At 70.2% G+C, this 26,591-nt stretch carries 28 protein-coding genes; 11 read left to right on the top strand and 17 right to left on the bottom strand.

The window, feature by feature from the left end:
• Positions 1 to 130 precede the first annotated feature (130 nt).
• Positions 131 to 1,354: a cytochrome P450 family protein gene (locus ACWDNU_RS37850; RefSeq protein ID WP_370938406.1), complete on the bottom strand. Its 1,224-nt coding sequence runs from the start codon at positions 1,352 to 1,354 to the stop codon at positions 131 to 133.
• Between the two features lie 152 nt (positions 1,355 to 1,506).
• Positions 1,507 to 3,042, bottom strand: a complete 1,536-nt coding sequence (locus ACWDNU_RS37845; protein WP_449672381.1) for a purple acid phosphatase family protein — start codon at positions 3,040 to 3,042, stop codon at positions 1,507 to 1,509.
• 293 nt (positions 3,043 to 3,335) lie between these two features.
• Here ACWDNU_RS37845 and eno point away from each other — a divergent pair, with 293 nt between their 5' ends.
• Entirely contained in the window at positions 3,336 to 4,610 is a 1,275-nt protein-coding gene (gene eno, locus ACWDNU_RS37840; RefSeq protein ID WP_449672380.1) for a phosphopyruvate hydratase, read from the top strand.
• 42 nt (positions 4,611 to 4,652) lie between these two features.
• Here eno and ACWDNU_RS37835 read toward each other — a convergent pair whose 3' ends face one another.
• Together ACWDNU_RS37835 and ACWDNU_RS37830 are read right to left on the bottom strand one after the other, a co-directional pair.
• A complete protein-coding gene (locus ACWDNU_RS37835; protein WP_449672379.1) occupies positions 4,653 to 5,750 on the bottom strand; it encodes an MFS transporter in 1,098 nt (365 codons plus the stop codon).
• Between the two features lie 1,065 nt (positions 5,751 to 6,815).
• Entirely contained in the window at positions 6,816 to 8,027 is a 1,212-nt protein-coding gene (locus ACWDNU_RS37830; protein ID WP_449672378.1) for a hypothetical protein, read from the bottom strand.
• 172 nt (positions 8,028 to 8,199) lie between these two features.
• Here ACWDNU_RS37830 and ACWDNU_RS37825 point away from each other — a divergent pair, with 172 nt between their 5' ends.
• Positions 8,200 to 9,036 carry an SDR family oxidoreductase gene (locus ACWDNU_RS37825; RefSeq protein WP_449672377.1) on the top strand — a complete coding sequence of 279 codons (837 nt, stop codon included), beginning with the start codon at positions 8,200 to 8,202 and terminating at the stop codon, positions 9,034 to 9,036.
• Positions 9,037 to 9,055: 19 nt separating this feature from the next.
• On the opposite strand, the gene ACWDNU_RS37820 is transcribed toward ACWDNU_RS37825, so the two are convergent.
• The 3 genes from ACWDNU_RS37820 to ACWDNU_RS37810 are packed head-to-tail and all read right to left on the bottom strand — an operon-like array spanning position 9,056 to position 11,118.
• A complete protein-coding gene (locus ACWDNU_RS37820; RefSeq protein ID WP_449672376.1) occupies positions 9,056 to 9,448 on the bottom strand; it encodes an Imm1 family immunity protein in 393 nt (130 codons plus the stop codon).
• A gap of 30 nt (positions 9,449 to 9,478) precedes the next feature.
• Entirely contained in the window at positions 9,479 to 10,720 is a 1,242-nt protein-coding gene (locus tag ACWDNU_RS37815; RefSeq protein ID WP_449672375.1) for an RNA polymerase sigma factor, read from the bottom strand.
• Entirely contained in the window at positions 10,720 to 11,118 is a 399-nt protein-coding gene (locus ACWDNU_RS37810) for a YciI family protein (protein WP_449672374.1), read from the bottom strand. Before ACWDNU_RS37810 ends, ACWDNU_RS37815 begins: the two co-directional genes overlap by 1 nt.
• A 207-nt stretch (positions 11,119 to 11,325) precedes the next feature.
• On the opposite strand from ACWDNU_RS37810, the gene ACWDNU_RS37805 reads away from it, so the two are divergent.
• Positions 11,326 to 12,117 carry a thioesterase family protein gene (locus ACWDNU_RS37805; RefSeq protein ID WP_449672373.1) on the top strand — a complete coding sequence of 264 codons (792 nt, stop codon included), beginning with the start codon at positions 11,326 to 11,328 and terminating at the stop codon, positions 12,115 to 12,117.
• A 1-nt stretch (position 12,118) separates the two neighbouring features.
• Here ACWDNU_RS37805 and ACWDNU_RS37800 read toward each other — a convergent pair whose 3' ends face one another.
• Positions 12,119 to 12,514: a hypothetical protein gene (locus ACWDNU_RS37800; RefSeq protein ID WP_449672372.1), complete on the bottom strand. Its 396-nt coding sequence runs from the start codon at positions 12,512 to 12,514 to the stop codon at positions 12,119 to 12,121.
• Between the two features lie 32 nt (positions 12,515 to 12,546).
• The gene (locus ACWDNU_RS37795; protein WP_354744497.1) at positions 12,547 to 13,323 is read right to left on the bottom strand and encodes a GntR family transcriptional regulator; all 777 of its coding nucleotides are present in this window, start codon (positions 13,321 to 13,323) and stop codon (positions 12,547 to 12,549) included.
• 96 nt (positions 13,324 to 13,419) lie between these two features.
• Between ACWDNU_RS37795 and ACWDNU_RS37790 the strand changes: the two genes are divergently transcribed.
• The gene (locus ACWDNU_RS37790; RefSeq protein ID WP_370938395.1) at positions 13,420 to 14,472 is read left to right on the top strand and encodes a YeiH family protein; all 1,053 of its coding nucleotides are present in this window, start codon (positions 13,420 to 13,422) and stop codon (positions 14,470 to 14,472) included.
• Between the two features lie 4 nt (positions 14,473 to 14,476).
• Here the strand turns inward: ACWDNU_RS37790 and ACWDNU_RS37785 are convergent, their stop codons facing one another.
• Positions 14,477 to 14,746, bottom strand: a complete 270-nt coding sequence (locus ACWDNU_RS37785; protein ID WP_449672371.1) for a hypothetical protein — start codon at positions 14,744 to 14,746, stop codon at positions 14,477 to 14,479.
• Positions 14,747 to 14,840: 94 nt separating this feature from the next.
• Here ACWDNU_RS37785 and ACWDNU_RS37780 point away from each other — a divergent pair, with 94 nt between their 5' ends.
• Positions 14,841 to 15,347 carry a putative immunity protein gene (locus tag ACWDNU_RS37780; protein ID WP_449672370.1) on the top strand — a complete coding sequence of 169 codons (507 nt, stop codon included), beginning with the start codon at positions 14,841 to 14,843 and terminating at the stop codon, positions 15,345 to 15,347.
• Here ACWDNU_RS37780 and ACWDNU_RS37775 read toward each other — a convergent pair.
• The 4 genes from ACWDNU_RS37775 to ACWDNU_RS37760 all read right to left on the bottom strand — a co-directional run bounded on the left by ACWDNU_RS37775 (position 15,344) and on the right by ACWDNU_RS37760 (position 19,741).
• Positions 15,344 to 16,963, bottom strand: a complete 1,620-nt coding sequence (locus ACWDNU_RS37775; protein WP_449672369.1) for an ABC-F family ATP-binding cassette domain-containing protein — start codon at positions 16,961 to 16,963, stop codon at positions 15,344 to 15,346. The two genes, ACWDNU_RS37780 and ACWDNU_RS37775, sit on opposite strands and share 4 nt — an antisense overlap.
• A gap of 115 nt (positions 16,964 to 17,078) precedes the next feature.
• Positions 17,079 to 18,605, bottom strand: coding sequence for a catalase (locus ACWDNU_RS37770; RefSeq protein ID WP_449672368.1), 1,527 nt, complete (start codon positions 18,603 to 18,605; stop codon positions 17,079 to 17,081).
• Positions 18,602 to 19,042 (bottom strand): Fur family transcriptional regulator, encoded by a 441-nt coding sequence (locus ACWDNU_RS37765; protein WP_449672367.1) that lies wholly within the window; start codon positions 19,040 to 19,042, stop codon positions 18,602 to 18,604. The genes ACWDNU_RS37770 and ACWDNU_RS37765 overlap by 4 nt, the downstream gene beginning before the upstream one ends.
• Positions 19,043 to 19,105: 63 nt before the next feature.
• Positions 19,106 to 19,741 carry a TetR/AcrR family transcriptional regulator gene (locus ACWDNU_RS37760; RefSeq protein ID WP_449672366.1) on the bottom strand — a complete coding sequence of 212 codons (636 nt, stop codon included), beginning with the start codon at positions 19,739 to 19,741 and terminating at the stop codon, positions 19,106 to 19,108.
• A 67-nt stretch (positions 19,742 to 19,808) separates the two neighbouring features.
• On the opposite strand from ACWDNU_RS37760, the gene ACWDNU_RS37755 reads away from it, so the two are divergent.
• The 3 genes from ACWDNU_RS37755 to ACWDNU_RS37745 all read left to right on the top strand — a co-directional run bounded on the left by ACWDNU_RS37755 (position 19,809) and on the right by ACWDNU_RS37745 (position 21,317).
• Positions 19,809 to 20,087, top strand: coding sequence for a hypothetical protein (locus ACWDNU_RS37755; protein WP_370938386.1), 279 nt, complete (start codon positions 19,809 to 19,811; stop codon positions 20,085 to 20,087).
• On the top strand, positions 20,084 to 20,227 hold the full coding sequence (locus tag ACWDNU_RS37750; protein ID WP_370938385.1) for a hypothetical protein: 144 nt from the start codon (positions 20,084 to 20,086) through the stop codon (positions 20,225 to 20,227). The genes ACWDNU_RS37755 and ACWDNU_RS37750 overlap by 4 nt, the downstream gene beginning before the upstream one ends.
• A 136-nt stretch (positions 20,228 to 20,363) precedes the next feature.
• Positions 20,364 to 21,317 (top strand): alpha/beta hydrolase, encoded by a 954-nt coding sequence (locus tag ACWDNU_RS37745; protein ID WP_449672365.1) that lies wholly within the window; start codon positions 20,364 to 20,366, stop codon positions 21,315 to 21,317.
• A 75-nt stretch (positions 21,318 to 21,392) separates the two neighbouring features.
• On the opposite strand, the gene ACWDNU_RS37740 is transcribed toward ACWDNU_RS37745, so the two are convergent.
• From ACWDNU_RS37740 to ACWDNU_RS37730, 3 genes are all read right to left on the bottom strand, one after another.
• Positions 21,393 to 22,496, bottom strand: coding sequence for a helix-turn-helix domain-containing protein (locus ACWDNU_RS37740; RefSeq protein WP_449672364.1), 1,104 nt, complete (start codon positions 22,494 to 22,496; stop codon positions 21,393 to 21,395).
• Between the two features lie 22 nt (positions 22,497 to 22,518).
• Complete coding sequence (locus tag ACWDNU_RS37735) at positions 22,519 to 22,986, bottom strand: HNH endonuclease (RefSeq protein ID WP_378311634.1); 468 nt, start codon at positions 22,984 to 22,986, stop codon at positions 22,519 to 22,521.
• Positions 22,987 to 23,248: 262 nt separating this feature from the next.
• Entirely contained in the window at positions 23,249 to 24,136 is an 888-nt protein-coding gene (locus ACWDNU_RS37730; RefSeq protein ID WP_449672363.1) for a LysR family transcriptional regulator, read from the bottom strand.
• A gap of 69 nt (positions 24,137 to 24,205) precedes the next feature.
• On the opposite strand from ACWDNU_RS37730, the gene ACWDNU_RS37725 reads away from it, so the two are divergent.
• Genes ACWDNU_RS37725 through ACWDNU_RS37715 form a run of 3 tightly spaced genes read left to right on the top strand, consistent with a single transcriptional unit; the run spans position 24,206 to position 26,464 of the window.
• Entirely contained in the window at positions 24,206 to 25,072 is an 867-nt protein-coding gene (locus ACWDNU_RS37725) for an EamA family transporter (protein WP_449672362.1), read from the top strand.
• Between the two features lie 50 nt (positions 25,073 to 25,122).
• Complete coding sequence (locus ACWDNU_RS37720; protein ID WP_449672361.1) at positions 25,123 to 26,040, top strand: hypothetical protein; 918 nt, start codon at positions 25,123 to 25,125, stop codon at positions 26,038 to 26,040.
• A 55-nt stretch (positions 26,041 to 26,095) separates the two neighbouring features.
• Positions 26,096 to 26,464 carry a hypothetical protein gene (locus tag ACWDNU_RS37715; RefSeq protein ID WP_449672382.1) on the top strand — a complete coding sequence of 123 codons (369 nt, stop codon included), beginning with the start codon at positions 26,096 to 26,098 and terminating at the stop codon, positions 26,462 to 26,464.
• The last annotated feature ends 127 nt before the right edge of the window (positions 26,465 to 26,591 follow it).

Raw genomic sequence — 26,591 nt, 5'->3', positions numbered from 1 at the left:
AGTGCCTATCCCGGTTCTAACCGGGATAGGCACTCACGACGACCTGCCCCGCCCGCCACACCTCGCCTGTCCCGTGCGAGTCCGCCTCGGTCTCGTGAGTGGCTAAGCCGGTTCTAACCGGCATAGGCACTCACGAGCGCCTGAGCCGCACCGGCAACGTCACGTGGCCGTTGGTGATGAACGACGGCACCGGCTCCAGCTCCTCCCCGCCCACCGCCAGCGCCAGGTCCGGGAACCGCTCGAACAACGCGGGCAGTCCGAGTTCCGCTTCCATCCGGGCGAGCTGCGCGCCGAGGCAATAGTGCACGCCGTGCCCGAACGCGAGCGCCGACTTGTCCTTCCGGGACAGGTCGAACTCGTTCGCGTCCGGCCCGTGGTGGTTCTCGTCGCGCCCGGCCGGCCCGAACGAGGCGAGGATCGGGTCGCCCGCGTGGATGGTCGTGCCCTCGACCTCGATGTCCTCCAGCGCGAATCGCAGCGGCAGGTGCGAAAGGGGTGCCTGCCAGCGCAAAGTCTCGTCCACGACGTCCGACCAGGTGCGCGTTCCGGCCAGCACCGCACGCAGCTGCGCGGGATGCGTCAGCAGCGCGGTCACGGCCTGGTCGAGCAGGTTGACCGTCGTCTCGTGCCCGGCGGTGATCACCAGGATCAGCGTGTCCACCAGTTCCGCTTCGCTCAGCCGGGAGCCGTCGGAGTCGCGGGCGGTGATGAGTGCGGTGGCGAGGTCGTCGCCCGGCTCGGCGCGCCGCTGGGAGACGAGGTCGGCGAGAATTCCGTACAGCAGTTCGACGTTCGCGGTCGCTTCTTCCGAGGTCGCCGACGTCGCGAAGATCCCGGCCACCGCGGTGCGCAGGCCCGGCCGTGCTTGTTCGGGGACGCCGACCAGCCGGCAGATCACCTCGATCGGCAGCCGGTAGCAGTAGCGATCGCGGAGGTCGGTTTCCGCCGGCCCGGCTTCGAGACCGGCGAGCAGGCCGTCGACGATTTCGGCGACCACCGGGCGCAGTGCGGCGATCCGGCCCGGCGCGAAAGCCTTCGACACCAGCGAGCGCAGCCTGCGGTGCTCGTCGCCGTAGGCGGTGAACATGTTCTGCACCGAGACCCAGATGTTCAGCGACCAGTCGGAGGTGATCTCGCCGTCCCGGTAGGCGGGCCAGTGCCGCCGGGCGTCCTTCGACACGCGCGGGTCGGCGAGCAGGCTGCGCAGCAGCGGCAGGCTGGTGACCGACCAGGCGAGCACGCCGCCGGGCAGTTCGACCACGGTCAGCGGCCCGCGGGCGCGAAGCCGGGCGCCCTCGCCGTGTACGTCCGGCGCCGCCGGGTCCAGCACGAAAGGGGTGACGGCGTGATCCATGGGCGCTCCTCGCGGCCCGATGGTCCACAATGGACTGACGATGGGGGAGGTGTCCGTTGCGGCCACCGGGTCCGCGGCAAGCGTAGCGCGGCTAAGGATCGTTCTGTCCGCCTTGAGGGGTGGTCCGGACCAGGCCGGAGAAGGGGTTGACGTCAGCCGTCGGCACGCTTGCGGTGCAGCGAGAACCGTTCGAACACCGACAGCTCGCCGGTCGGCTTGTTCACGTTGTAGTAGGTGACGTGCATGGTCGTCGTGCCGCCCGGACGATGCCCCGGGTCCACAGTGAACGCCGCGAATCCGTAGGGGTGGTCGAGGTCGCGGACCGCGCTCCACACCGCTTTTTCGCGCACGTAGGTCGGTTTCCGCTTGCCCGTGGCCGGATCCCGCTTGTCCGCGACGGCGGTCAGCACCTTTCCGGTGCCGTCCTTGAAGAAACTGCCGTTGGTGGTGCCGGAGACGCCGCCCCCGCCGAGAATCATGTGCACGGTGCCGTGCGTGGCGTCGATGTTGTCGGTCGCGTCGGACACCGGGTTCGGCGTGAGCGTCTCGCTTTCCGCGACGACGCCGTGCACGGCGAGGGAGCGTTCGTAGTCGTGTTCGTGCCCGCACAGCACCAGGTCGACGCCGTAGCGGTCGAACAGCGGGCCGTACTTTTCTCGGAGGCCCAGGTCGGCGCCGTTCGCGTCGGACGTGCTGATCATGACCTGGTGCATCGCGACGACGATCCAGTCCACGTCGCGCGACGCCCGCGCCGCGGCCAGTTCTTTCTCCAGCCAGGCGAGCTGGCGCCCCCCGGAGTAGCCGTTGACGTAGACGTCGCCGCCGTCCTGCAGGCAGTTGTCGTCGTTCTGCAGCACGATCACCCGCACCGAGCCGACGGTGAAGCCGTACCAGAGCCCGGCGAGTTCCGGGTCGGTTTCGGTGGAGGGCAGCTGGAAGTACGCCTGGTAGGCGTCCATCCCGAGCGCGCCGTTCTTCTTCTCGATCTCGTGGTTGCCCGCGGCGGGCATCCACGGCCGGTATCGCGCCGAGCGGGTGTTGTTGGTGAAGAAGTTGTTCCAGGTGCGCACGCGGTCGACGTCGAGGTTGGCGTAGCAGAGGTCGCCGTTGAGCAGGTGGAACAGCGGCGCGACGGTCTCGATGCCGGTGACGATGTCCTTCGTGGCCGGGGTGGAGAAAAAGTCGAGCGCGGGCGCGCCCTTGAGATCCCAGGTGACCTGCGGCGCGGACTGGTCGCCGAAGCTGGTGAAGGTGAACGCGGACCGCCCGCCGGGCGCGGTGCGGAACGTGCCCGCGTCGGGCGTCGCGCCGTCGTGCTGGGCGACGTAGAGGTACTCGGTGTTCGGGCACAGGCGGTTGATCTCGGCGTGGTGCACCCAGACCGTGCGGTTGGACGCGCCGTCGAGGTAGGTGCGCGTGACTGCGGGCGCGTACGAGCCGAAGCCGTCGTCGAGCGTGCCGTAGAGGACGCGGGGACGGCGGACCGGGCCGTCGGTGAGCCACGAGACCACCATCTGCCGCGCGGGGTCGCGGCCGAACGTGAGATGCAAGCCCTGCACCGGTGTCGCGCCACCGCCCGGGGTTGGCGCGAGAGCGGCCGCAGTTGCCGTACCAGTGCCCAGCAGTGGTACGGCAGCGCTCGCGCCCATTAGGCCTAATGCTCCTCGACGGCTGACGGTGTTGGACATGAAGGCCTCCTCCGGCTCCAGGCGCAAGCGAAGCTATGCTGGCCGCGCGGCCCGTCGATGAACGGCGGGAGTCCGGCGCGTGAAGTGTTTTCGCGCGGCGTTCCGGTTCGTTCCCTTTGCCGGGAAACGGTTTCCGGAATGTCCTAAGTGGAGTGTCCCGGCTTTCCCGGATCGATTCAGAACGGTTCTGCTAGCCTCCGTGGTGACGTGCGGCTCGCCGTGGTGCCGCGTTGCTGCCGGAGCGCTTCACGGAGCGTGCGCGAGTGCTTCGGCTCGAACCTCCGAGGAGCGTTATGACAGGCATCGTCCGGGTCCGGGGCCGTGAGGTGCTCGACAGCCGGGGCAACCCGACGGTCGAGGTCGACGTGGTGCTGGCGGACGGGTCCGTGGGCAGGGCGGCGGTGCCGTCCGGCGCCTCCACCGGCACGCGCGAGGCCGTCGAGCTGCGGGACGGCGACGCGAAGCGGTTCCACGGCAAGGGCGTGCGCAAGGCGATCGACGCGGTCAACGGCGAGATCGCCGACGCCGTGACCGGCATGGAGGCCGAGGCGCAGGCCGACGTCGACCGCGCCCTGATCGCCCTCGACGGCACCGAGAACAAGGCTCGCCTGGGCGCGAACGCGACGCTCGGGGTGTCGCTGGCGGTGGCGAAGGCGGCCGCCGCGGCGAACACGCTGCCGCTGTACCGGTACGTCGGCGGGGTGTACGCGCACCTGCTGCCGATGCCGATGATGAACATCATCAACGGCGGCGCGCACGCGGACAACCCGATCGACTTCCAGGAGTTCATGATCGGCCCGGTCGGCGCGGAGACGTTCGCCGACGCCGTGCGGATGGGCTCGGAGGTGTTCCACACGCTGCGGAAATCGCTGCACGAGGCGGGACACAACACGAACGTCGGCGACGAGGGCGGGTTCGCGCCGCAGCTGGGCTCGGCCGACGAGGCGCTCGAGTTCGTGGTCCGCGCGATCGAGAAGACCGGGTACGAGCCGGGCAAGGACATCGCGCTGCTGCTGGACCCGGCGGCGTCGGAGTTCTACCGCGACGGCGTGTACGACTACACCGGCGAGGGCCGCAAGCGCAGCATCGAGGAACACGTCGCGTACCTCACCGAACTGACCGAGCGCTTCCCGATCGTCTCGATCGAGGACGGCCTGGCCCAGGACGACTACACCGGCTGGAAGCAGCTGACCGACGGCATCGGCGACCGCGTTCAGCTCGTCGGCGACGACCTGTTCTGCACGAACGTCGAGATCCTGCGCGACGGCATCAAGCGCGGCATCGCCAACTCGATCCTCATCAAGGTCAACCAGATCGGCACCCTGACCGAGACGCTGTCCGCGGTCGACACCGCGCACAAGGCAGGCTACTCGGCGGTCATGTCGCACCGTTCGGGCGAGACCGAGGACACGACGATCGCCGACCTCGCGGTGGCGACCGGCTGCGGCCAGATCAAGACGGGCTCGCTGTCGCGGTCCGACCGCACGGCCAAGTACAACCAGCTGATCCGCATCGAGGAGGAGCTGGGCACCGAGGCTCGCTACGCGGGCTGGGACACCCTGCGCTGAGTTCTGGCGGCCCGGGCTTTTCCTTGCCCGGGCCGCCTTTCGCTACTTCCTGGCCTTCACGACCATCGCCGCCGCCGTGAAGGCCGCACTCACCCAGAACGCCGCCCGCGCATGCGCCGCGTCCACGACGACGGCCCCCGCCACCGCGGGCCCGACCACCGCGCCGAGATTGAACGCCGTGGTCGCGATCGCCCCCGCCACTCGCGGCGCTTCCTCGCTGGCGGTGGTGACAATTTTGGCGATCAGGGCGGACCCGACGCCGAACGCCGTCGCCCCCGTGAGCAATGCGGCTGTCAGAAGCCCCGGAAGACTCTGCGCTGCGAAGAAGGCCGCCACCCACACTGTGGTCAGCACTGCTGCGCCAGCTTTGAGAATCTTCGGCCCCGTCTTACCGGCGACCGTGACGCCGACGAACGATCCCACTCCGAACACCGCCAGCACGACCGGAACCCATGCTGTTGCTGGGGACATCGTGCCGAGGTAGGTGAAGGCGGCGAATGTCCCGCCGTTGACGAGAATCCCCTTGACCACGGTCGTTACGACCCGAGGCTGCGCCAGGACCCGCCACTCGCGATACACCGGGCTTGTCGCTGGCGTGTCGTCGAACGAAGTCGTCGCCAGTGCTATGGCGGCAATAGCGGTGATCGCCGCGATGGCCCAGAACGCGGCCTGCCACCCGGCGTACTGCCCAAGCACCGTCCCGGCGGGAACGCCGACGATGCACGCGAGCGTGACACCGGACAGCAGTACGGAAGTCGCCCGCCCTATGGCGTCCGGCGGGACGAGCGCGGGCAGAGACGCGAGTGCCACCGCGAGAAACCCGGCGTTGGCGAACGCCGCGACGGCGCGGGTGCCGAGGAGGAGCGGAAAGTCGGTCGTGAGGGCGGCCGTGACGTGTGCTGCGGTGAAAAGCCCGAGGAAGGCTAGGAGCGCTCGCTTGCGCGGCAATGTGCTGCCGAGCATCGCCAGCACGGGCGCTCCGACGACCATTCCGGCCGCGAAGAGGGACGTCAGCAGCCCGGCCGTGCCGAGGGAAACGCCGGTGTCGGCGGCGATCTGGGGGAGGAGCCCGGAGAGGACGAACTCGGACGTGCCTTGCGCGAAGACCGCGCTGGCGAGAAGGAAAACGATGGGAGGCAAGACTCGGCTCCTGGCTGGTGGCGTTCGGTGGACGCCAGGGATGGGACGGTTTCGAGGGCGGAGGGAGGTGCCGTGGGCGCGGGGCAGCTGCGCAGTGAGGTGCGGCGGGCGTGCACCAGTTGCGCGTTGGCTTGTATCAGCCGTGGGTTGGCTTGCCGTGCTTACGCGGACAGGCTTTGTCGCGGCGTCGCTGACGTGGGAAGGCTTCGTCCGAACATGTCGATGCCGAGCGCACTTCGCCAGCGGTGCTGCGGCTACGCCGAAAAGCCTTAGTGCTAGCCCCGGTGCAGTGAATGCGCTGGTCGCTGTGCGAATGCTCTGTCGGGACGCGGCCGCGGCTACACCATTGTGGTGACGCCGGTCAGAACTCCGCGCACGAGAGCCTGTTCGAGGCACAGTCGATCGCTCAACCGCACGGTGTCTGTGGTGAAGCTTCCGCCGGTCAGCCCGGCCCGGGAGCAAACCCCGGCACCCGTCACTCCGCCGCCCAGCTCTTCGGCTGGGCGGCTACCGTCTGTTGGCCTCCGGCGACGTCATATCCCGGACTTTACCTTGCCGCGCTCAGGAAGTCGCGCGCGATACGTCCGGCTGGTGGCGCCGCGCGAATGCGGGGGATCCAGCCGACGCCGGTGTGCGGCATAGCGGTGCGGTCTTCACCGGTCGCTGAGCGGAAAACTGTCGCTGCACGAGTGGAAACCGCGGGGGCCCGGATCCGGACCCCCGCGGCGGCTGAGGGGAGAAGCTGGGCAAACACGGCCCGGGCAAAGGCATTGCGAGCAGAGTCGCGGGAGAAGTACTGCGGCGGAAGGAATTTGCAGAGGATCCCCGAGCGGCGGCCGGAACCACGCATTGCTGCCAGGACACATTCGATGCGGCAGCAAGCATCCCGATCAGCTCGAAACGAGAACCCGCCGGCCCCAACCCCGCGAGCGAAGGAAACCGGTGCGGAACCCAAGGCCCGTAACGGCATTCCCGTCAGTTCGGAAGCAGAGCCCACCGGCCAAACCCGCGAGCGAAGGAAACCGGTGCGGAACCCCCAGGCCCGCACCGGCAACCCCCAAAACCTCAGCAGAGCGGCGCGACCGGACCGTCCGAACCGGTCTTCACGTAGGTGTCCGAGATGTAGTGCCCGGGCCCGATGCGGTCCCAGATCTTGCTCGTCCCGAACTTCCCGGTCACGCTGTCCCCGTTGACATAGCACTCGATGTTCACCTTGGCGTAGTTCGCCGCCAGGCCCTTCACCGACGAGGACGTGTGCGCGCCCGACCGCACGTTCACCGGGTCGCCCGCCGTCTGCACCAAACCGGTGGCCGCGGCGGAGCCCGTCCACAGGTAGGTGACCTTCACGTTTCCGTTGTCGCCAAGACCGACGCCCGCGCTGAACGTGCCGTCGGCGAGGTCGATGCCCGCGGGGTTGCCGACCTTGTACCCGAGATCGTCCCGGCCGCCGTTGTAGCCGTTGTGGTAGGCGGCATAGGCCTCGGGCTGGCCCTGCGGCAGATCCTTGTACTCCGCGCGCACCGAGGACGGGTTCCAGTAGTCGTCCTTGGTGTTCCACGGGCCGACGTCCCAGACCGGCGCGTATTCGCAGCGGCTGTTGTCCGTCTTGCACACGCGCACGGTGTAGTTGCCGGTTCCCTTGGGCGACAAGGCTTTTCCGGACGGCAGCGCGACGAAGTGGTCGTTGCTCGCGATGACGTGGCCGTTCGCGGTGGTGTGGCCGGCGAGGCCTTCGCGGGTGGCGTAGATCGTGTAGGTGAGCGGGGTGGCCGCGGCGATGGCGTTCGCCTGCGGGGACAGAGAGCCGGTCAGTTCGACGTCGCGCACGGTCGGGCGGGCGGCGGTCGTGCTGGACAGCGTGATCCTGGTCTGCACGACGCTCACCGCGCGGGGGAGCGCGGTGCCGGCGGGGGTCCATTCCGTCCAGTCGTCGGCACCGGAGCGCCCGCGGACGTCGACGTCCACCGAGGTGCCTTGCGGTGCGTCGGCGGAGATTGCCGCGGCTACCCGGTTCACCGGCGCGGGCAGGCGGCGTTCGACCGACAGCAGGTAGCCCTCGCTGGCCGCGGCCTGGTCGGCGGGTCTCCACGCCGGGTCCCGCAGCGTGAGCGTGCCGCTGGACGTGGCGACGTTGACGTCGTCACCGTCCACTGAGGACAGATCGGCGCGCCAGGCGCCGGAAGTCTCGGCAGCGCTCACGGGCGTCGCGACTGCGGTGACCGCCCCCGCGGCGAGCAGCGCGGCGACCGTGCGCCGGACCATCACTTTCCCGACCACGACGGATCTCCCTTCACTCGTCCGAATCGAACTGCCGGAGTGTCGGAGGGATCCGTACACGATCCATACAACGATCTCGCCCGGTCGTGTACCGGAGGCGAGAAGTTGACAGCGAGGAGTCACGGCTATAGCTTTGCGAACAAAGTTAATTTACGGGCAAAGGGAGTGTGGGATGACCATCCTGGTGACGGGGGCGCGCGGGAATGTCGGGAGCGAGGTCGTCCGGGTGCTCCGCGAGGGCGGGCACGAGGTGCGCGGGTCGGCGCGTGACGCGACCGCGCTGGACCTGCCGGGCGCGGTGTCGTTGGATCTCACCGCCGACGCCGGGTTCGAGGACGCGCTGCGCGGTGTCGAGGCGATCTTCTTGTATCCGACGCGGCCGAACAGCGCGGCGGATTTCCTTGCGGCAGCGCGTAAATCAGGCGTGTCGTACGTCGTGCTGCTGTCGTCGCCGGACGTCTACGAGGGGTCCGCGGACAATCCGATCCGGCTCGGACATTTGCCCGCGGAGGCGGCGGTGGCGGAGTCCGGGCTGCCGTTCACGGTGCTGTATCCGGGCTGGCTGATGGGCAACACCCGGCGCGACTGGGGTGCGGCGATCCGGGCCGGAGAACCGGTGCGGCTCTTCTCTCCGGAGTCGCAGTTCACGCCGACGGCTGAGGCGGACGTGGCCGCGGTTGCCGCGAACCTGCTCACGGAGCGTAGCTATCCGGGGCAGTGGCTGGCGCTGACCGGGCCGGAATCGATGACGCAGCGTGCGATCGTCGAAACCCTGGCGGAGGAATTGGGTCGCTCGATCGAAGTGGCGACCGAAACGCGGAGCGAGGCGCTGGAGCGGCGGCCGGAGTGGATGCCTGCGGCGATTCTGGAGCACCTGATGGACGTCGAGGAGGCAGCGGTGGGTCGAGTGGCGCCGGTGAACAACACGGTGGAACGGTTCGCGGGGCGCGCGACGTCATTCCGCGAGTGGGCCCGGGCGCACAAAGACGACTTCGCCCCGCGTCAATAAAGTCCAATGTGGACAGAAGCTACGCAGGCTTCCAGGAAACTCCGGCGGGCCGCGTCTGGGATTCGCACAGTTCCCGCACCGCGCGCAGCACTTCCTCGGCGGAAACCTCGCTCCCGGACGGCTGCGGGAAGTGCGCGCCCTGAAGACTGAAGTAGTCGACGGGATCCTCGCCGGAGCCGTCCGCGGGCAGGTAAGTCTCGCCGTTTTCGTGCCACGCCAGGCTTCCCCGCGTGCCGCGCAGACCGGCGACCAGGTACGGCGTCCGCGGCTTCCGGCCCGCGTACAGCCACCAGACGATCCCGGCGTCCGGCGCGGGCGGTTCGGCGGCGCGCAGGGCGGAGAGCACCTCGTCGGCAGCCGTCTCGGTGACGTCGTACCCGGTCCGGCGACGGGCGTCTTCGATGCTCGCCATGGTGCGCTCCGCTCGTGAAGTGTCCTGATACTACTCGGTGCCGATCGGCGAGCGACTTGTGGAATGGCCAGTGCGGAGCCGGGCCGCGCGCAGGGTCAGGTAGCGCTGCTCGGCGGTGTTTCCGGTGCGGGCGGCGGCCGCGGTGTAGTGGCGGATCGCTTCCTCTCGTTGACCGGCCATTTCCAGCAGGTGCGCGCGGGCGGCGGCGAGGCGGTGGTGGCCGGGGAGCCGGTCGTCGAGCCCGGCCAGCATCGCGAGCCCGGCGTCCGGCCCGTGCACCATCGCAGTCGCGATCGCGCGGTTGAGCGTTACGACGGGGTTGCCGGTCAGCGCTTCGAGCCGCGTGTACAGCTTGAGCACGCGCGGCCAATCGGTGTCTTCGGGCCGCAACGCGATGTCGTGCGTCGCGGCGATCGCGGCCTGCAGCCGGTATTCGCCGATGCCGTCGCGGGTCAGCGCGGCGGTGATCAGCGCGACGCCTTCCCGGATGAGCGAACGGTCCCATCGCGCCCGGTCCTGGTCGGCGAGCGGGATGAGGTCGCCGTCCGGTCCGGTGCGGGCCGGCCGCCGGGCGTCGGTGAGCAGCATCAGCGCGAGCAATCCGGCGGCTTCGCCGTCGTCCGGCAGCGCGGCGTGCAGCAGCCGCGCGAGCCGGATCGCCTCGGCGGACAGTTCGGTGCGGTGCAGGCGGCGGCCCCCGCTGCTCGTGTATCCCTCGTTGAACACCAGGTACAGCACGTGCAGCACGGACCGCAGCGACGCCTGCCGCTCGTCCGCGGAGGGCATCCGGAACGCCAGGCCGGACTTCTTGATTTTCGCCTTCGCCCGGCTGATCCGTTGCGCCATCGTGGTTTCCGGCACGAGGAACGCGCTGGCGATCTCCGCGGTCGTCAGCCCGCCGACGGCCCGCAACGTCAGCGCGATCGCCGACGCCGAGGTCAGCGACGGGTGCGCGCACAGGAACAGCAGCGTCAGAGTGTCGTCGCGATCCGGCACGTCGGCGGCCCGCGGCTCGGCGGCGACCGTGTCCTCGCGCCGCCGCCGGGCCTGGTCGCTGCGGAAACTGTCGATGATCCGGCGGCTGGCGGTCTGCAGCAGCCAGCCGCGCGGATTCTCCGGGATCCCCTCGGCAGGCCAATGCTGCACCGCCGCGAGGAGAGCTTCCTGCGTCGCGTCCTCGGCCGCGCCGAAATCACCGGACCGGCGTACGAGGACGGCGAGGACCTGGGGCGCGAGCGTGCGCACCAGGTCCTCGACCTCGGGCCGCGACATCACACCTCCGGCGCGCTCATCACCTGGCGCACCTCGATCGGCACCCGCAGCGGCGCGCCTTCCGGACCCGGCGCGGCCGAAACCCGGGTCGCGATCTCCAGCGCCCGCGCCTCCGATTCGACGTCCACCACGCGGTATCCGGCCAGCAGTTCTTTGCCCTCCGGGAACGGCCCGTCGGTGACGACCGCGCCGCCCTTGCCGTCCGCGACCACGGTCTTCGCCGCTTCCGGCCCGGCAAGGCCTTCCGCCTCGACGAGTTCCCCGGCCTCGGACAGTTCGGCGTTGAGCACGTGCTGGAACTGGATGTGCGCGCGGATGTCCTCCGGAGCCCACTCGGGCAGCGGGATGTCGCAGTCTTCGCCCTGGGCGTAGGTCTGCAGCAGCATGTACTTCGGCATAGCGTTTCCTCCAGTGTCCGGCTCGCCGCTTCCGGGCGGGCTCACCAAGGGAACGGAACCCGCGCGCCGTCCTCGACACGCACCGCGCACATCTTGCCGGGGAAATCTCGGCGGCGCGGGCGAAACGGGTGGTATGGGTCTCAGTGCCCGGGACTCCCAGGCGGCCTAGCAGGTAGGTTGCGGGAAGCAACTCACCTGGAGGGAACCGTGAGCACGACGACCTTCGCCGCGGTGTCCGCGGTCAAACAGCGTTCGGACACCGAGTTCAGCGTCGATCTCAGCCCGGCGTGGACCATCGGCGGCCGCCCGAACGGCGGCTACCTGCTGGCCACGATCGCCCGCGCGGCGACCGTCGTTTCCGGGCACCCGGACGTTCTCGCCGCCAGCGCGCACTACCTGCGCTCGCCCGAACCGGGCCCGGCGGAGATCGAGGTCGAGGTGCTGCGCACCGGCCGGACCGCGACCCAGCTGCGCGGACGGCTGCTCAAGGACGGCGTGCCGCAGGTCGAGGCGCTGCTGACGCTGGGCGTCCTCGGCGCGGCCGAACCGTTCTGGCAGGACGGCGTGCCGCGGCCGGAGTTCGGGCCGTTTCCGGAGGAGCCGTGGGGCCCGGACGTGCTGTCGTCCGGCATCCCGATCGCGATCCGCGACGAGATCGACGTGTACTTCGACCGCCCGCTCGCCGACGGGCCCAGCGGCCGCGGCGAACTGCGCGCCCTGCTCGCGCTGCCCGGCGACGAGCCGTTCGATCCGGTCAGCCTGCTGTTCGCGGTCGACGCCCTGCCGCCGGCGACCCTTGACGTCGCGCCTTCCGGCTGGGTTCCGACGCTTGAACTGACCGCGTATGTGCGGGCGCATCCGGCTCCCGGGCCGGTGCGCGTGCTGCACCGGGCTCATCTGATCGGCGACGGGCGGGTCGACGAGTCCTGCCACGTGTGGGACAGCGCCGGGACGCTGGTCGCGCAAGGTACGCAGCTGGCCGGGATCCGGATCGGCTGACTTACTGCCCCGGGTACGGCGGCTGCTGCTGCGGGTAGCCGGGGTACGGGCCGGGCGGCACCGGACCGGGGGCGGACGGCAGCGGGCTGGAGAACGTGGGCCCGGTCGTCGGTGCCGCCATTGACATCAGCAGGTTTTCGACGGTCTTGCGGCGCGCGCCCGCGACGACCGCCACGGCCATGATCTCGAGTGCGAGGCCGAGCACGAACCAGAACAGGTGGTAGCTCGTGAACGACTCGAGGTCGGTCGAGCGACACGAGGTGTAGTTCGGTTCGTTGCGGGACACCTCGCACGTCCAGTAGGGCTTGGCGATCAGCACCATGATCAGCCCGACCCCGATGCTGGCCAGCCCGAGGACCATGAAGAAGACCTGCAGAATCCGCGCGAAGATCGACATGCGCGGAGCGTAGCGACCCGGTGCCCGCCGGGTCAGCGGGTTCCGGCAAGTGCCCCCGTCGTGACCAACCGGTACCCGGTGCGCCCGGAAAACTCCGCCGTCAGCGCGAACCGGTCGCCGCGCACCAGGGTGTGCCGCCATTCGATGCGTTTGCCCGCGCTGGTGCCCAGGCGTCCGATGGAGAACGCGCCGACGGTTTCGCCGCAGCCCAGCAGGGTGCGTTCGGCCCGCGTCGGCACCACCGCGCGGATCTGTTCCTCGCCGTGGTCGAGGCGGACTCCGGTGCGGCGGTGGAGTTCGCCGTACAGGCTGGTGTGCTGGAAATCCGCGTCCAGCAGCGGCCGCGCGAGGTCGGCGGGCAGCCAGACCCGGTCGACGGCCAGCGGGTCGTTTCCGGCCAGCCGCACGCGTTCCAGGTACAGCAGGGGAGTGGAGCCCTCGAGCGACAGCCGTTCGGCGACCACGGCGTCCGCGCGGATGTCGAGCCGGCGGACGACGCTGTGCTGGTCGAGCCCGGCCTCCTCGACCGCGGCGAACAGGCTGTAGAGCGCGCCGAGCGGCTGCTGGATCTCGGCGGCCGCGGCGACGCGGGGCTGGCGTCCGCGTTCGGCGATGAGCGTGCCGTCCGCGCGCAGTTCCCGCAGCGCCTGCCGGACCGTCTGCCTGCTGACGCTGTATTCGTCGGCGAGCGCCAGTTCCCCGGGGAACGCGCCGTCGAACTCCCCGGCGCGGATGCGCACCAGCAGCCGCTGCTGCAACTGCCGCCACAGGGGCTGTCCGCCGGTGCGCACCAGCTCTGCCTCGCCCATGCCGGGAACAGTACCGCTTGCCAAATGTACGGACAGCTCTTAGATTAAATGTACGTACATTACCGAGGAGGCCAGAGTGCGCACAGGAGTGAACCGGTGACCGGCGCGGCGCTGGGAGCGACGCGCGCGACGGTGCAGTGGCGGGCCAAGCTCGCCCGCCCGGTGCCGGGGCTCGCGGTCGCGCTGCTGGTCGCGGCGGTGGCGACGGCGGGCGGGAAGCTGGTGCCGGTGGTCGGCGGGCCGGTGCTCGCGATCCTGCTCGGCGCGGTCGCCGGCGCGGTTGTGCCGTCGCTGCGGAGCTGGCGGTTCAGCCCGGGCTACGCGATCGCGTCGCGTCCGGTGCTGCAGCTGTCGATCGTGGTGCTGGGCACGGGGCTCTCGATCCAGCAGGTGGTGCACGTCGGCGGCCAGTCGCTGCCGGTGATGCTCGGCACGCTCGCGGTCGCGCTCGGCGGTGCGTGGGTGCTCGGCCGGCTGCTCGGCGTCCGCGGGGACACGCAGACGCTGATCGGCGTCGGCACCGGCATCTGCGGTGCGTCCGCGATCGCGGCGACCAGCGCGGTGCTGAAGCCGAAGGAAGCCAATATCGCTTACGCGCTCGGCACGATCTTCACCTTCAACGTCGCCGCGGTGCTGCTCTTCCCGCCGCTCGGGCACGCGCTCGGGATGTCGCCGCACGCCTTCGGCCTGTGGGCCGGAACCGCGGTGAACGACACGTCCTCCGTCGTCGCGGCTTCCTACGCTTATGGCGGCGACGCTGGTTCCTACGGCCTGGTCGTGAAGCTCACTCGGACGCTCACGCTGATTCCGATCGTGCTGTTCCTCGCCGTGCTCGCCGCGCGCAAGCAGTCGGGCGGCCGGGTTTCCTTGCGCGCCATGCCTTGGCACCGGCTGGTGCCGCCGTTCCTGATCGGCTTCCTCGCCGCCGCCACGGTGGAAAGCGCGGGCTGGATCCCGGAATCGTGGCACGCGCCGCTGTCGACGCTCGGCACCTTCCTGATCACCATGGCGCTCGCCGGGATCGGCCTGGCGCTCAAGCCGTCCGACCTGCGCAAGGCGGGACACAAGCCGCTGCTGATGGGAGCCATCCTGTGGATCGCGGTCGCCGCGTCGAGCCTCGGGCTGCAGGCGCTGACCGGCGGGATGTGACGCGCTAGCGCACGCGCGGATTCCGCTTCCGCCGCCTTCGCTCGGCAAGAACCTCGAACAGCCGGGACACCCCTCGGCTCCGGCGTACGAACACCACGGATTCGCCGCGTGGGCCCTGGGCCCGCGCGGCGCTTTCGTTTCCTTGGCCGCGCCGGAATTCCCGGAGCCCGGCGGCGAATTCGGCCGGGTCGCCGCCGACGTCCGGGTGGTGGGTGCGCACGAACCGGCGGTACGCCGCCTTGTCGGCTTCGGACCACGCGCTCCGCTCGTCCACCGCCGTCCTTCCCCGGTTGAGGGTTTCGCCTGAAGTTCCTGCCGGAAGCCGATCGCAAGTGCCAACCGGCAGTTCAACGATACTGTTCAAGCACATGACCGAGCGGATCGCACTCGACCTCTCCGAGCTTCGCGCCGTCACCGCCTACGCGGTGGCCTGTGCTGAGCCCGCGCTGCCGATCTTCGAACAAGCCCGTCCGGACGACCGCCGCCCGCACGACGCGATCGAGGCGGCTCGGGCGTTTGCGCAAGGAGCCAAGCGCAGCAAGGCAATCCGCGACAGCGCGTGGGCGGCGCAACGGGCGTATCAGGAAACCCGCGACGCCGGGCAGACCGCAGCGAGCGAGGCCGCGCGAGCTGCTGTCGCCGCTGCCGGGGCGGCGTTCCTGCATCCGCTCGCGAAGGCGACGCAGGTGTGGCACATCCTCGGCCCGGCTGGCCATGCGGCGTACGCGTTCGAACTGGCTGGAATGACGGCGCAGCACCCGGCGGCCGATCCGGTGGTCGTCCGGGTGCTGTCGCGGTATCCGAAAGCGCCAGGCGGTCGCGGGCGGGCGGGGGAGTTGGTGCGCGAGCTGGATGCCTTGCTGCGCAAGGACTAGCGAACCCGTTCGACCCGCCGCTCGTCCCAGACCGGTTCCGGTGTCTCGCGGACGACGCCGTCTGAACCGAAGACTAGGTAGCGGTCGAACGAGCGCGCGAACCAGCGGTCGTGCGTGACCGCGAGCACGGTGCCTTCGTAGGACTCCAGCCCGTCCTGCAGCGCCTCGGCGGATTCCAGGTCGAGGTTGTCCGTCGGCTCGTCCAGCAGCAGCGCGGTGGTTCCGGCCAGTTCCAGCAACAGGATCTGGAACCGCGCCTGTTGCCCGCCGGACAATCGGTCGAAGACCTGCTCGCCCTGGCGGTGCAGTTCGTACCGGCGCAGCGCGGACATCGCCGCACCGCGGTCGCGCGCGTGTTCCGTCCACAGCACGTCGACGAGTGTGCGGCCGGTGAGCTCTGGGCGGGCGTGCGTCTGCGCGAAATGGCCGGGCACGACGCGCGCGCCGGTCTTCCAGTCGCCGGTGTGCGCGACGTCGCCGCCCGCGAGCAGGCGCAGGAAGTGCGACTTCCCGGAGCCGTTCGACCCGAGCACCGCCACCCGTTCGCCGAAGAAGATCTCCAGCGAGAACGGTTTCATCAACCCGGTCAGTTCCAGGTTCTTGCAGGTCACCGCGCGCATTCCGGTACGTCCGCCGCGCAGCCGCATCCGGATGTCCTGCGGCCGCGGCGGTTCCGGCGGGGGACCGGCCTCCTCGAATTTCCGGAGCCGGGTCTGCGCCGCCTTGTACCGCGACGCCATCTCGTCGCTGCGCGCGGCGTACTGCTGCATGTCCCGGACGAGCCGTTTGAGCTGGGCGTGCTTCTCGTCCCAGCGCCGACGCAGTTCGTCGTAGCGGGCGAACCGTTCCTGTCGCGCCTCGTGATACGTGCCGAACCCGCCGCCGTGCACCCAGGCGTCCGCGCCGTCGCCGCCGGGCTCGACGCTCACGATCTTGTCCGCCGCTCGCGCGAGCAGCTCGCGGTCGTGCGACACGAACAGGACGGTTTTGCGGGTTTCCTTCAGCCGGGCTTCGAGCCAGCGTTTGCCGGGCACGTCGAGGTAGTTGTCCGGCTCGTCCAGCAGCAGCACCTCGTCCGGCCCGCGCAGCAACGCTTCCAGCACCAGGCGTTTCTGCTCGCCGCCGCTGAGCGTCCGCACGAGCCGCCAGCGCGCGCGGTCGAACGGCACGCCGAGCGCCTCGGTGGTGCACATATCCCAAACAGTCTCGAACTCGTACCCACGAGCTTCGGCCCAGTCGCTGAGCGCCTGCGCGTACCGCATTTGCGCGGCCTCGTCGTCGACCTTCAGCAGCCGCTCCTCGGCCGCGTCGACCGCCAGGGCAGCATCGCGGACCCGGTGCGGGGCAACGGAAACCAGCAGATCCCGCACCGTGCGCTCGTCGCGCACCGACCCGACGAACTGCGCCATCACGCCCAGCCCGCCGGTCACCGTGACCGCGCCCTCGTCCGGCTTCAGCTCTCCCGACAGCAGCCGCAGCAACGTGGTCTTGCCCGCGCCGTTAGGGCCGACCAATGCGACGACCGCGCCCTCGCCGACCCGGAACGAGACGTCGCCGAGCAGCGGACGCCCGTCGGGCAGCACGTAGCGCAGGTGCGCGGCCTCCAAATGCCCCATGTCCCGGCACTCTACCCAGACTGCCGCGAATCGCCGCACGGTTTTCCGGCCGTCCACAGAGGACACGAAAGCGGCGGCGCCGGGGAGAACCGGCACCGCCGCTCTTGGAATCGCCTTATGCCTTGCGCTGCATGCTTTCCCGCGCTGGGTTGGCCTGCTCCGCCGCCTTCGGGTCCTTCTCGTTCTGCTTCGCGCGCACGCCGGACTCGACGCGGTCGCCGAGATCCTTGTCCACGTTGTGCCAGTACTCGAAGGCTCGCTTCAGCACCGGTTCGGTCACCCCGTTGAGCAGGTGCCCGACGATGTTGTCCACCAGCCGCTCGCGCTCGGCGTCGTTCAGGACGTCGCGCACCATCGTGCCGGCCTGGCCCCAGTCGTCGTCCTCGGCGTGGTCGACGTAGGCCGAGCGGACCATCTCGCCGTCGGCGTGCCAGCCCGCGGGCGTGCCGTAGCGTTCCGTGTCGGCGCGCGGACCGCCCTTGGAGTTCGGCGCGTACACCGGGTCGGAGACCTTGGCGTAGCGCATCGCGCCGTCCTTGCTGTAGCTGTGCACCGGCGCGGTCGGCGCGTTCACCGGCAGCTGCTTGTAGTTCGCGCCGATCCGGTACCGGTGTGCGTCGGCGTAGGCGAAGAGCCTGCCCAGCAGCATCCGGTCCGGGCTCGGGCCGATGCCGGGCACCAGGTTGTTCGGCTCGAACGCGGCCTGCTCGATCTCGGCGTGGTGGTCGGTCGGGTTGCGGTCGAGCGTCATCTTCCCGACCTCGATCAGCGGGTAGTCGCCGTGCGGCCACACCTTCGTCAGGTCGAACGGGTTGAACCGGTAGTTCTTCGCGTCCTCGAACGGCATCACCTGGACGTGCAGCGTCCAGCTCGGATAGTCGCCGCGCGCGATCGCCTCGAACAGGTCGCGGGTGTGGTAGTCGGTGTCCGCCGACGCCATCTGGTCGGCCTCGTGCTGGGTGAAGTGCTCGACGCCCTGGTCGGTCTTGAAGTGGTACTTGACCCAGAACTTCTCGCCCGCGGCGTTGACCCACATGTAGGTGTGCGAGCTGTAGCCGTTCATGTGCCGCCACGTGCGCGGGATCCCTCGGTCGCCCATCAGCCAGGTGACCTGGTGCGCCGATTCGGGGGAGAGCGTCCAGAAGTCCCACTGCATGTCGTGGTCGCGCAGGTTGCTGTCCGCGCGGCGTTTCTGCGACCGGATGAAGTGCTGGAACTTCAGCGGGTCCTTGATGAAGAACACCGGGGTGTTGTTGCCGACGAGGTCGTAGTTGCCCTCGGTGGTGTAGAACTTCAGCGCGAACCCGCGCGGGTCGCGCCAGGTGTCCGGGCTGCCGCGCTCGCCCGCCACGGTGGAGAACCGGGCGGCCATTTCGGTTTTCACGCCCGGCTGGAACACCGCGGCCTTGGTGAAGCGGCTGACGTCGTTGGTCACCTCGAAGCGGCCGAACGCGCCGCTGCCCTTCGCGTGCGGCTGCCGTTCCGGCACCCGTTCCCGGTTGAACTGCGCCATCTGCTCGATCAGGTAGTGGTCCTGCAGCAGGATCGGGCCGCCCGGGCCGACAGTGAGCGAATGCTCGTCGCTCTCGGCCGGGATGCCGGCGTCCGTGGTGGTCGCCGGGGGTTTCGGTTCTTCGGTCATCTCGCGAACTCCTCGTGGTGGTCGGAAACGCCGGAGCAGTCGGGGCACAGACCCCAGAAGACGATCTCGGCCTCGTCCACGGCGAACCCGCGCCGGTCGTGCGGCGTGAGGCAGGGGGCCTCGCCGCGGACGCAGTCGACGTCCTCGGCCCGGCCGCAGCGGCGGCACACCAGGTGGTGGTGGTTGTCGCCGGTCCGCCGTTCGAACCGCGCCGGATGCCCGGACAGCTCGATCCGGCGGACGAGACCCGCTTCGCCGCACGCGGCGAGCACGTCGTAGACCGCTTGGATCGACACGCTGCCCAGGCTCTCGCGCACGCCCGCCGCGATCGCCTCGACGGTCGCGTGCGGGTGCTCGCCGAGCCAGCCGAGCACGGCTTGCCGCGGCTTGGTGACGCGCAGGCCCGCCGCCCGCAGCGTCGCCGCCGAGTCCGGCATCGGAGTCCTCCCCGGGGATCTGGAACCGCTCCAGTTCCGCCGGTTACCCCCTCTTCCCGGCTCTCACACCTGGGTGTCACCCACCGGCCGGACGAGTTCGGCGAGGTGCGCGCGAAGGACGGCGACGCACTCGTCGGCCGAGGTGAGTTCCGGCTGCAGCACGGCCCGGAACGCGATCCCGTCGATGAGCGCGGCCAGCCGGGGCGCTTCGACTTCGGGGTCCTTCGGCTCGAACCGGCCGCTGCGAACCTGTGCGTCGAGAATGCGGCGAGCCAGCGTCACGGTGCCTTGAACCGCTTCCCTGGCCAGGTCGTCCAATCCCGGATCGGCGCGCGCGGCCATCAGGAATTCCACCAGCACGGTCACTTCGGTGCGCCGGCGCTCGTCCAGCGGAAGCAGTTCGGACAGGAATTCGGTGAGCTGGTCGACGGCTTCCTCCGGCGACAGCTCCGACAGCGACCCGATCTTCTCGCGGCGTTCGACGAGCCGCGCGGTCGTCCGGTCGATGGTGGTGCGCATCGCGAACCGCATCAGCGCGTGCTGACTGTCGAAGTAATGCCGCACCGAGCCGATGTTCAGCCCCGACTCCGCGGCGACCGCGCGCAGCGAGACCGCGTGCAGCCCGTCTTTCGCGGCCAGCCGCAGCACCGCGTCGGCGATGTGCGCGCGTCGCTCTTCCCCGTCCACCACTCTAGGCACTGGACTTTTATATCACAGACGTGATACAAACGGTTTGTATCACAGGTGTGACAGAAAGGGGTGCGCCGTGGAGACGGTGCTGAACATCCTGCTGATCCGGTTCGGCATCATCGCCGCGATCGTCGTGGTCGTCGGCCTGGCCGGCTTCGCGCTGATCGTTTCGCTGCGGCGGCGGGGCAAGGGGGAGCGCGTGCGGGAAGGCGCGGCAACGCTCGCGAAATCCGCCGCTCAGGCGATGGACCGGCGCGGGGCGCGGGGAGTGCGCGGACGCGTCGGCGGCGAGGTCGTGCGCCAGGCCGCGCGGTGGCTGGACGAGGACCCGGGCCGGAAGCGGTCCGGCCGGTGAACGCGGCGCTGCTCGCCGACGGGGACGGGATCCTGCAGCATCTCATGCACGATCTGCTGGTGAAGGGGCTGATCGTGCTGGGGGCGGTGCTGGTGGCGGTGATCGGGGTCGTGGTGATCTGGAAAAAGGTGGGGCGCTGAGTCTTCGGCTTTCTTTGGCTTGGCGGGCTTCGCCGTTTGGCGGGTCGACCCCGCGCAGTACGCGACATGTGGCGGTGCTAGCCGGGCTCGGGATTTCGGCACGATGGAGTCCTCACCTGGAAGACGGAGGCCGTTGATGAGTTATCCGTTCGATCCCGAAATCGCCGCCGCGATCCCGATGCTGCCCGAAGTCGACTTCCGCGACGTCGCTGCCTCGCGCGCGGGAATGGCCGAGCTGCTCGCCTCGATGCAAGGCGAGTTCGACGGCACCGGCGTGACCGCGCGCGACGAGACCGTGCCCGGCCCCGAAGGCGCACCGGACGTTCCGATCCGGGTTTACACGCCGGATCGCGTCGCGACGAAGGCGCTGCTGTTCGACATCCACGGCGGTGGTTTCGCGCTCGGCGACCTGGAAGTCGACCACGCGACCAATGTCGAACTGGCACGGGAACTCGGTGTCGTGGTCGTGTCGGTCGAGTACCGGCTCGCGCCGGAAAATCCGTACCCGGCCGGGCTGGAGGACTGCTACGCGGCGCTCGAATGGTCGGTCAAGCATGCTGACGAACTGGGCGTCGACCCGGAAAAAGTGGTCGTCTACGGCGTGAGCGCGGGCGGCGGACTGGCCGCGGCGCTGGCGCTTTTGGCCCGCGACCGAGGCGGCCCGTCGATCGCGTTCCAGTTCCTCTCCGTGCCGGAACTGGACGACCGCCTCGAGACCGGCAGCATGCGCCAGTTCGCGGACACCCCGATCTGGCACCGGGGCGCCGCCGAGGCGAGCTGGGATTACTACCTGGGCGGCCCCGGCAAACGCGGCGGCCCGGACGTCTCGGTTTACGCGGCGCCGGCCCGGGCGACCGATCTCTCGGGCTTGCCGCCCGCGTACGTGTCGGTGATGGAGTTCGACCCGCTGCGGGACGAGGGAATCGCTTACGCCCAAGCCCTTCTGGCGGCTGGGGTGCCTACGGAACTGCATCTGTTCCCGGGTACTTTCCACGGCTCGGCGGTGCTCCGGCACGCGACGGTGAGCCGCCGGGAGACCGCGGAGCGCCTGGCGGTGCTGGCTCGGGTGCTGGGGGTCGAGGCGGGCTGAGGGCACCGGAATTGTCGGTGGGAGCCGATAGAGTGGATAACGGGGGGACCCCCGCGCGAGCGGAATCGCTGTCCCTCAAGCAGATTCCGCCAACCTCCGTGCCACCAACGCCATCCGCGCCCGGAACCGTCCCGCCGTGTCGTCCAGTGTCCACCCCAACGCGTCCTCCACATGCGCCAAGCGCGCCGCCACCGAACTGTGGTGGCGGTGCAGCGCGATCGCCGCTTGGCGCAAGGAACCCGTGCGGCAGAAGGCTTCCAGCGTTTCCAGATCACCGCTCTCGGCAAGCGCGTTCAACGCCAGCACGTCCGGCTGCGCGCGCAACCGCTCCGCCGGGATCTCCGCCAGCAGCGTCGCCGAGCCGAGGTCCTCGTGCACGATCAGCGGCCGCGATTTCGCCGCGAATCGGGTGGCCAGGCGAGCTTGCAGCCACGAACTCCGGGCCGCCAAACCGTCGACCGCGTCGCCGACGCCTACCCGGACGGTGTCCGGCAGCGTGCGGTCCTTGGCCCGCAACGCCAGCGTCTCGCGCAACGTCGGGACCACCGAATCCGGACCTTCGCGCGGCTGCAGCACCACCGCGGCCACCCCGCCGACGACAGCCACCCGCGCACCGAGCGGGCCGCCGCGGGCGACGAGGGCTACAGCGTCCGCACCGGCGTCGCGGCCAGGGCCAGAACCGACCGCCACCACTCGCAGCGGGCGTGTGGTGTCCAGGCCGAGCAGGGTCAGTGCCCGTGTCCGGTCCTCGTCCGCGGCCTGCTCGCCCAGCACTAGTTCGACTAATGCCGGGTCCGCCAGATGCGGTGCGGCGGGCTGCGGTTCGACGGGATTGAGCACTTTCGCCGAGATCGCGAGCCGTTCGAGCACCAGGACGTCGAGCGGACCGGGCTCGCCCGCGCGTTCCAGCCACACCCGCCCGGCGCCGTCGAGGTCCACTACGACGGCGCCGGGCGGCACCGGACCGTCGCCGCCGGGTTCGCCGGTCGGGCGGAACCGCAGTACGGTTCCGTCGACACAGCGAATCCCGGCTACGCATTCCGCGAGAAAAGCCGTGGCGCGCAGCAAATCCGGCAGTGTCGCACGGCGGGCGATCAGCTCGTCGAAATACGCGATGACGCGCACCGCCGTTTCCGCGCCGGAATCGACCGCGGACAACCGCACCAGCAAGCCCTTCACGAGGTCCAGCTTACCGCGAGTCTCAAGTGGACAGTCCGGTCAGCGGATGCAGCTCCTCCCACCGCGGCACGCGCGGCGCGAACCGGAGCGTCAGCCCGGCTTCCGCCGGCGTGCGGTCGGCCTTGCGCGCGTTGCAGCTGCGCGCCGACCCGCCGCACGCGGCGACGGTGTTGAGCCAGCTCGTGCGCGGGCCGCCGCGCGAGACCGGCGTGACGTGGTCGACCGTGGTGGCCCGGCGCCCGCAGTAGGCGCACGTGTGCCGGTCGCGCCGCAGCACGCCGGAACGCGACCAGCGCGGCGGCCCGGAATACCGCCACTTCATCACGACGTAGCGCAGCAGCCGCACCACCTTCGGCCGCGGGAAGACGCCGAGGTCCGGCCCGTCGCTTTCGTGGACGACCGCGACCTGGCGGACCAGCATCCGGATGGCATGGGGGAGCGAGACGGTGTGCAGGGGCTCGTAGCCGGCGTTGAGAACCAGGACTCCCATGGCGACGGGCACCTCCTTTCCACGGTCGTTACGGGCCGTGAACGCAAAAGCCGCCCGGCCGGTGCTCCGGCGGGCGGCTCCTCGCTCACGGCGTGGCAGGCCACGTCATGGCGCGGAGCCGGGAATGCCCGACAGGTGCATGCATTCGGCGCGGTGCGGCATTCCGTGGTTCCTTTCGTGGCTGGACAGCTTCATCATTGTCGCCCCGCGCGCCCGCGTCAACGGAAAATGATCGTCCCGGTTTTCAAGATCCACAATGGATTCAACGCGGGCGAGCGGAAGCGCTTTCCCGTTTCGGCGGCGTCCGGTACAGCTCGCCGAGCAAGGCCACCGCGGCATGCGTGGCCGGATGCGGATCGTGTGCGCGCCAGGCGAGCTGGACCGGCACCGGCGGGGCGTCGCGGACCCGCCGGTACACGATGCCGTCGCGGCGATACTGCGTCACCGTCGAATGCGGGGTGACGCCGACGCAGCGGCCGGAGGTGATCGTGGCGAGCCAGTCGTCGACGTCGTGCGTCGGCTCGATCCGCGGGCGCGCGTCCGGCGGCCAGAGGTCGGCGGAAGTGGTGCCAGTGCGCGGATCGACCACCAGCAGCCGCGACGCGAGATCGGCGAGCGCGACGGTGCGGCGGCGCACGAGCGGATCGTCGACGGCCATGGCGCAGTAACGGTCCTCGTGCCCGACCGTCGCGTGCGCGAACTTTCCCGCGGGCACGTGATGCCGCACCACGGCGAGATCGACCAGCCCTTCCGCCAGCCCGGCGGTCGCGGTGTTGGCGCGCACGAGCAGCAGTTCGACGTCCGGGTACCGCGCGGCCCAGCGGCGCTGGAATTCCGCGGTGTGCTTGCCCATCGCCGACCACGCGTGGCCGATGCGCAGCCGCGTGTGCCCGGTGGTCGCTTCGCGGACGAGATCGTCGGCCTCGGCGAGCAGGTGCCGGGCGCGTGCGAGCACCTGGACGCCGGCCGTCGTCGGTTCGAGGCTCCGGCTGGTGCGGTGCAGCAGCTGCACGCCGAGAACCCGTTCCAGCGAAGCCAAATTCCGCGATACGGCCGCCTGCGAGACGCCGAGTTCGAGCGCGGCGTCGGTGAAGGTCCCGGCGTCCACGATCGTCACGAGACAGCGCAGCTGCCGCAGCTCCAGATCCATGCGTCCAGCGTATCGCTGATGCGGTCAATGCATTTTGCGCATGGATCGGCCGGTCTCATGCTCGACCGCATGGCGACTACGGAACTGGCTCCGCGAACGCGCGGCAACACCCGGGCGGCCGGTGCCGCGATGCTGCTCGGCAGCGCGCTGTCCAACCAGGTGGGCGCGGCGACGGCGGCGCTCGCGTTCCCGGTCCTCGGCCCGCCGGGCGTGGTGGCGGTCCGCCAGTGGGTGGCGGCGGTGGTGCTGCTGGCGGTCGGACGGCCGCGGCTGCGGACATTCACCGCGCGGCAGTGGTGGCCGGTGCTCGGCCTGGCCGCCGTGTTCGCGACGATGAACCTGTCGCTGTACACGGCGATCGACCGGATCGGCCTCGGACTGGCCGTGACGCTCGAATTCCTCGGCCCGCTGGCGATCGCGCTGGCTGGCTCGCGCCGCCGGACGGACCTGGCGTGCGCGGTCGCCGCCGCAGTCGCGGTCGGAGCGCTGATGCGGCCGCAGCCGAGCACGGACTACCTCGGGATCGGGCTCGCGCTGGTCGCCGCGCTGTGCTGGGCCTGCTACATCCTGCTGAACCGCACCGTCGGCCGTCGCCTGCCCGGCGCGGCGGGTTCGGCCGCCGCGGCTGGGGTGTCCGGTCTGCTTTACGTGCCGATCGGGGTGTTCGCGATGCTGCACCACCCGCCGACGCCGGGCGCGCTCGCGGCGGCGCTCGCCGCCGGGCTGTTGTCGTCGGCGCTGCCGTTTCTCGTCGATCTGATGGCGCTGCGGCGGGTCCCGGCGCAGTTCTTCGGAGCGTTCATGAGCGTCCACCCGGTGCTGGCCGCACTCGTCGGGCTCGTGCTGCTGGACCAGCGGCTCGACGCCGTCGCGTGGGCCTCGATCGGGGTGATCGTGGCGGTGAACACGGTGACGGTGCTGCGGCGGGCGCGGTAATTGTCGGTGGGGCGGGCTAACGTAGGCGGCGCTGGCTAGGGAGGTGCGGCGTGGTGCGGATCGCGGATCAGGAGTGGCCGGCGACGGTCGTGCCCGCCGACGCGCGCGAACGTTCGCAGGCGACGGGCGTGCTCGTCCGCCGCATGGGCTGGGTGTCCGAGCGGCTGACGCGGGAGGAACGCGACGACGTCGAGCGGCAGCTGGAATTCTGGTACTCCAACGGATACTGCCCGGACGCGCTGCTGATCGCGATGAGCGCGCTGCCGGACGGGACGCGCCAGCGGCCGCGCCGGGCCGGCGAAAAGCCGGGCGATTTCCTGCGGTCGCGGATGAAGGGCTGGTTCGTCGACGAGTCCGCTGCCGGAGACCTGACCGAGGTGCGCGAACCGCCCCGGCGCGGGCAGACCTTCGAGGCCTGGCTCGCGAACCGGCGCAAGCAGGCGGCGGACGAGGGCACGTATCAACGGCGCTCGCGGTTGACCGACGCGGGGGAGCGGGCCAGGGCCGAGGCCCGCACGATCGCGTCGTTCCGGCGGAAGGATCCGCTCGCGCGCGTGCGCGAGAGCGAACGGCGGCGTGCTGCGGCATTGGAGAGTCTGCGAGTGGTGGGCGAGGCGGTCGAGGTGCCACCGCCGCCAGCCTCGGTCTCCGCGACGCCGCGGATGGTCGCGTCGTTCGCCGGGCGACAGTCGTTGGCCGCGCATTCGCCGCAGGTGCTTCGAATTGTCGAGCGGTTGCGGGCGGAAAAGCGGGGGCCGTCGGCGACGGAGCTGGCGGTGCTGCGGAACGCGGTTCGGGACGCGCACCACAATGCCGGGCTGGGGACGTTGGAGGCGGCCAGTGCGGAGGTCAACGACGTGGATTCGTTGACGCCGGACGGGCAGCGGATCAAGGATTTCCTCGCGCGCGCCGCGGACGACCGGCTGCCGCTTGACGCGACTGTGCGGTTGCTTCACTCGATGCGGTGAGCCTTGCGTGTCGGGTCACCCGTCGCGGGGATGGTGCTTCCAGACTCGCCCGGTGATGAACACGTCGATGGACGATGCCGGACGCTGTTTGCTTTCGGTGGCGTGGAATATCCGGACTGGCGGGCCTCGGGCTGATCCGCGGGCGGATGAGGTGCGGGAGCGGTTGCGGACGGTGTGTCGCGGGTTGGGGCATGCGGCTTGTCGGGCCGCTGTCGGGGGCGGCGTCGGTGGGGATCCGGTGCCGTTGTTGCGGTTGGCTGATCGGGCTTTTGAGATTGATACTTTGCTGTTGCTGGTGGGGACTTCGTTGATTCCGGATTCCGGGCGGGATTTGCGGTGGTGGGGGGAGATCGAGGCGCTCTTGGCTGAGGTGGACGGGATGGTGGGGGAGGCTTCGGCTGTGTTGGGTGGGGTTTTTGTGTGAGTTCCCGGGGGGTCGGCTCGTCGCCTGGCGGCGACATTGCTTTTGAGTGGTGCGTGGGGCACCCCGAAGCTGAGTGTGACTACGGCGCGGAGGTGCTTGTCAAGGCGGGAAAGATGCCTTGACAAGC

This window comes from Amycolatopsis sp. NPDC003676, assembly GCF_053587275.1.
The sequence above is the reverse complement of the archived record's forward strand: the minus strand, read 5'-3'. Positions and strand labels throughout refer to the sequence as shown.

Excerpts from the sequence above, each read along its gene's own strand:
- ACWDNU_RS37810 (WP_449672374.1), bottom strand. The coding sequence starts at position 11,118 with ATGCCGAAGTACATGCTGCTGCAGACCTACGCCCAGGGCGAAGACTGC.
- ACWDNU_RS37730 (WP_449672363.1), bottom strand. The coding sequence starts at position 24,136 with ATGGATCTGGAGCTGCGGCAGCTGCGCTGTCTCGTGACGATCGTGGAC.
- ACWDNU_RS37725 (WP_449672362.1), top strand. The coding sequence starts at position 24,206 with ATGGCGACTACGGAACTGGCTCCGCGAACGCGCGGCAACACCCGGGCG.
- ACWDNU_RS37845 (WP_449672381.1), bottom strand. The coding sequence starts at position 3,042 with ATGTCCAACACCGTCAGCCGTCGAGGAGCATTAGGCCTAATGGGCGCG.
- ACWDNU_RS37850 (WP_370938406.1), bottom strand. The coding sequence starts at position 1,354 with ATGGATCACGCCGTCACCCCTTTCGTGCTGGACCCGGCGGCGCCGGAC.
- ACWDNU_RS37780 (WP_449672370.1), top strand. The coding sequence starts at position 14,841 with ATGACCGAGCGGATCGCACTCGACCTCTCCGAGCTTCGCGCCGTCACC.
- ACWDNU_RS37800 (WP_449672372.1), bottom strand. The coding sequence starts at position 12,514 with ATGTCGATCTTCGCGCGGATTCTGCAGGTCTTCTTCATGGTCCTCGGG.
- ACWDNU_RS37775 (WP_449672369.1), bottom strand. The coding sequence starts at position 16,963 with ATGGGGCATTTGGAGGCCGCGCACCTGCGCTACGTGCTGCCCGACGGG.
- ACWDNU_RS37795 (WP_354744497.1), bottom strand. The coding sequence starts at position 13,323 with ATGGGCGAGGCAGAGCTGGTGCGCACCGGCGGACAGCCCCTGTGGCGG.
- ACWDNU_RS37745 (WP_449672365.1), top strand. The coding sequence starts at position 20,364 with ATGAGTTATCCGTTCGATCCCGAAATCGCCGCCGCGATCCCGATGCTG.
- ACWDNU_RS37820 (WP_449672376.1), bottom strand. The coding sequence starts at position 9,448 with ATGGCGAGCATCGAAGACGCCCGTCGCCGGACCGGGTACGACGTCACC.
- ACWDNU_RS37770 (WP_449672368.1), bottom strand. The coding sequence starts at position 18,605 with ATGACCGAAGAACCGAAACCCCCGGCGACCACCACGGACGCCGGCATC.
- ACWDNU_RS37735 (WP_378311634.1), bottom strand. The coding sequence starts at position 22,986 with ATGGGAGTCCTGGTTCTCAACGCCGGCTACGAGCCCCTGCACACCGTC.
- eno (WP_449672380.1), top strand. The coding sequence starts at position 3,336 with ATGACAGGCATCGTCCGGGTCCGGGGCCGTGAGGTGCTCGACAGCCGG.
- ACWDNU_RS37825 (WP_449672377.1), top strand. The coding sequence starts at position 8,200 with ATGACCATCCTGGTGACGGGGGCGCGCGGGAATGTCGGGAGCGAGGTC.
- ACWDNU_RS37765 (WP_449672367.1), bottom strand. The coding sequence starts at position 19,042 with ATGCCGGACTCGGCGGCGACGCTGCGGGCGGCGGGCCTGCGCGTCACC.
- ACWDNU_RS37815 (WP_449672375.1), bottom strand. The coding sequence starts at position 10,720 with ATGTCGCGGCCCGAGGTCGAGGACCTGGTGCGCACGCTCGCGCCCCAG.
- ACWDNU_RS37715 (WP_449672382.1), top strand. The coding sequence starts at position 26,096 with ATGAACACGTCGATGGACGATGCCGGACGCTGTTTGCTTTCGGTGGCG.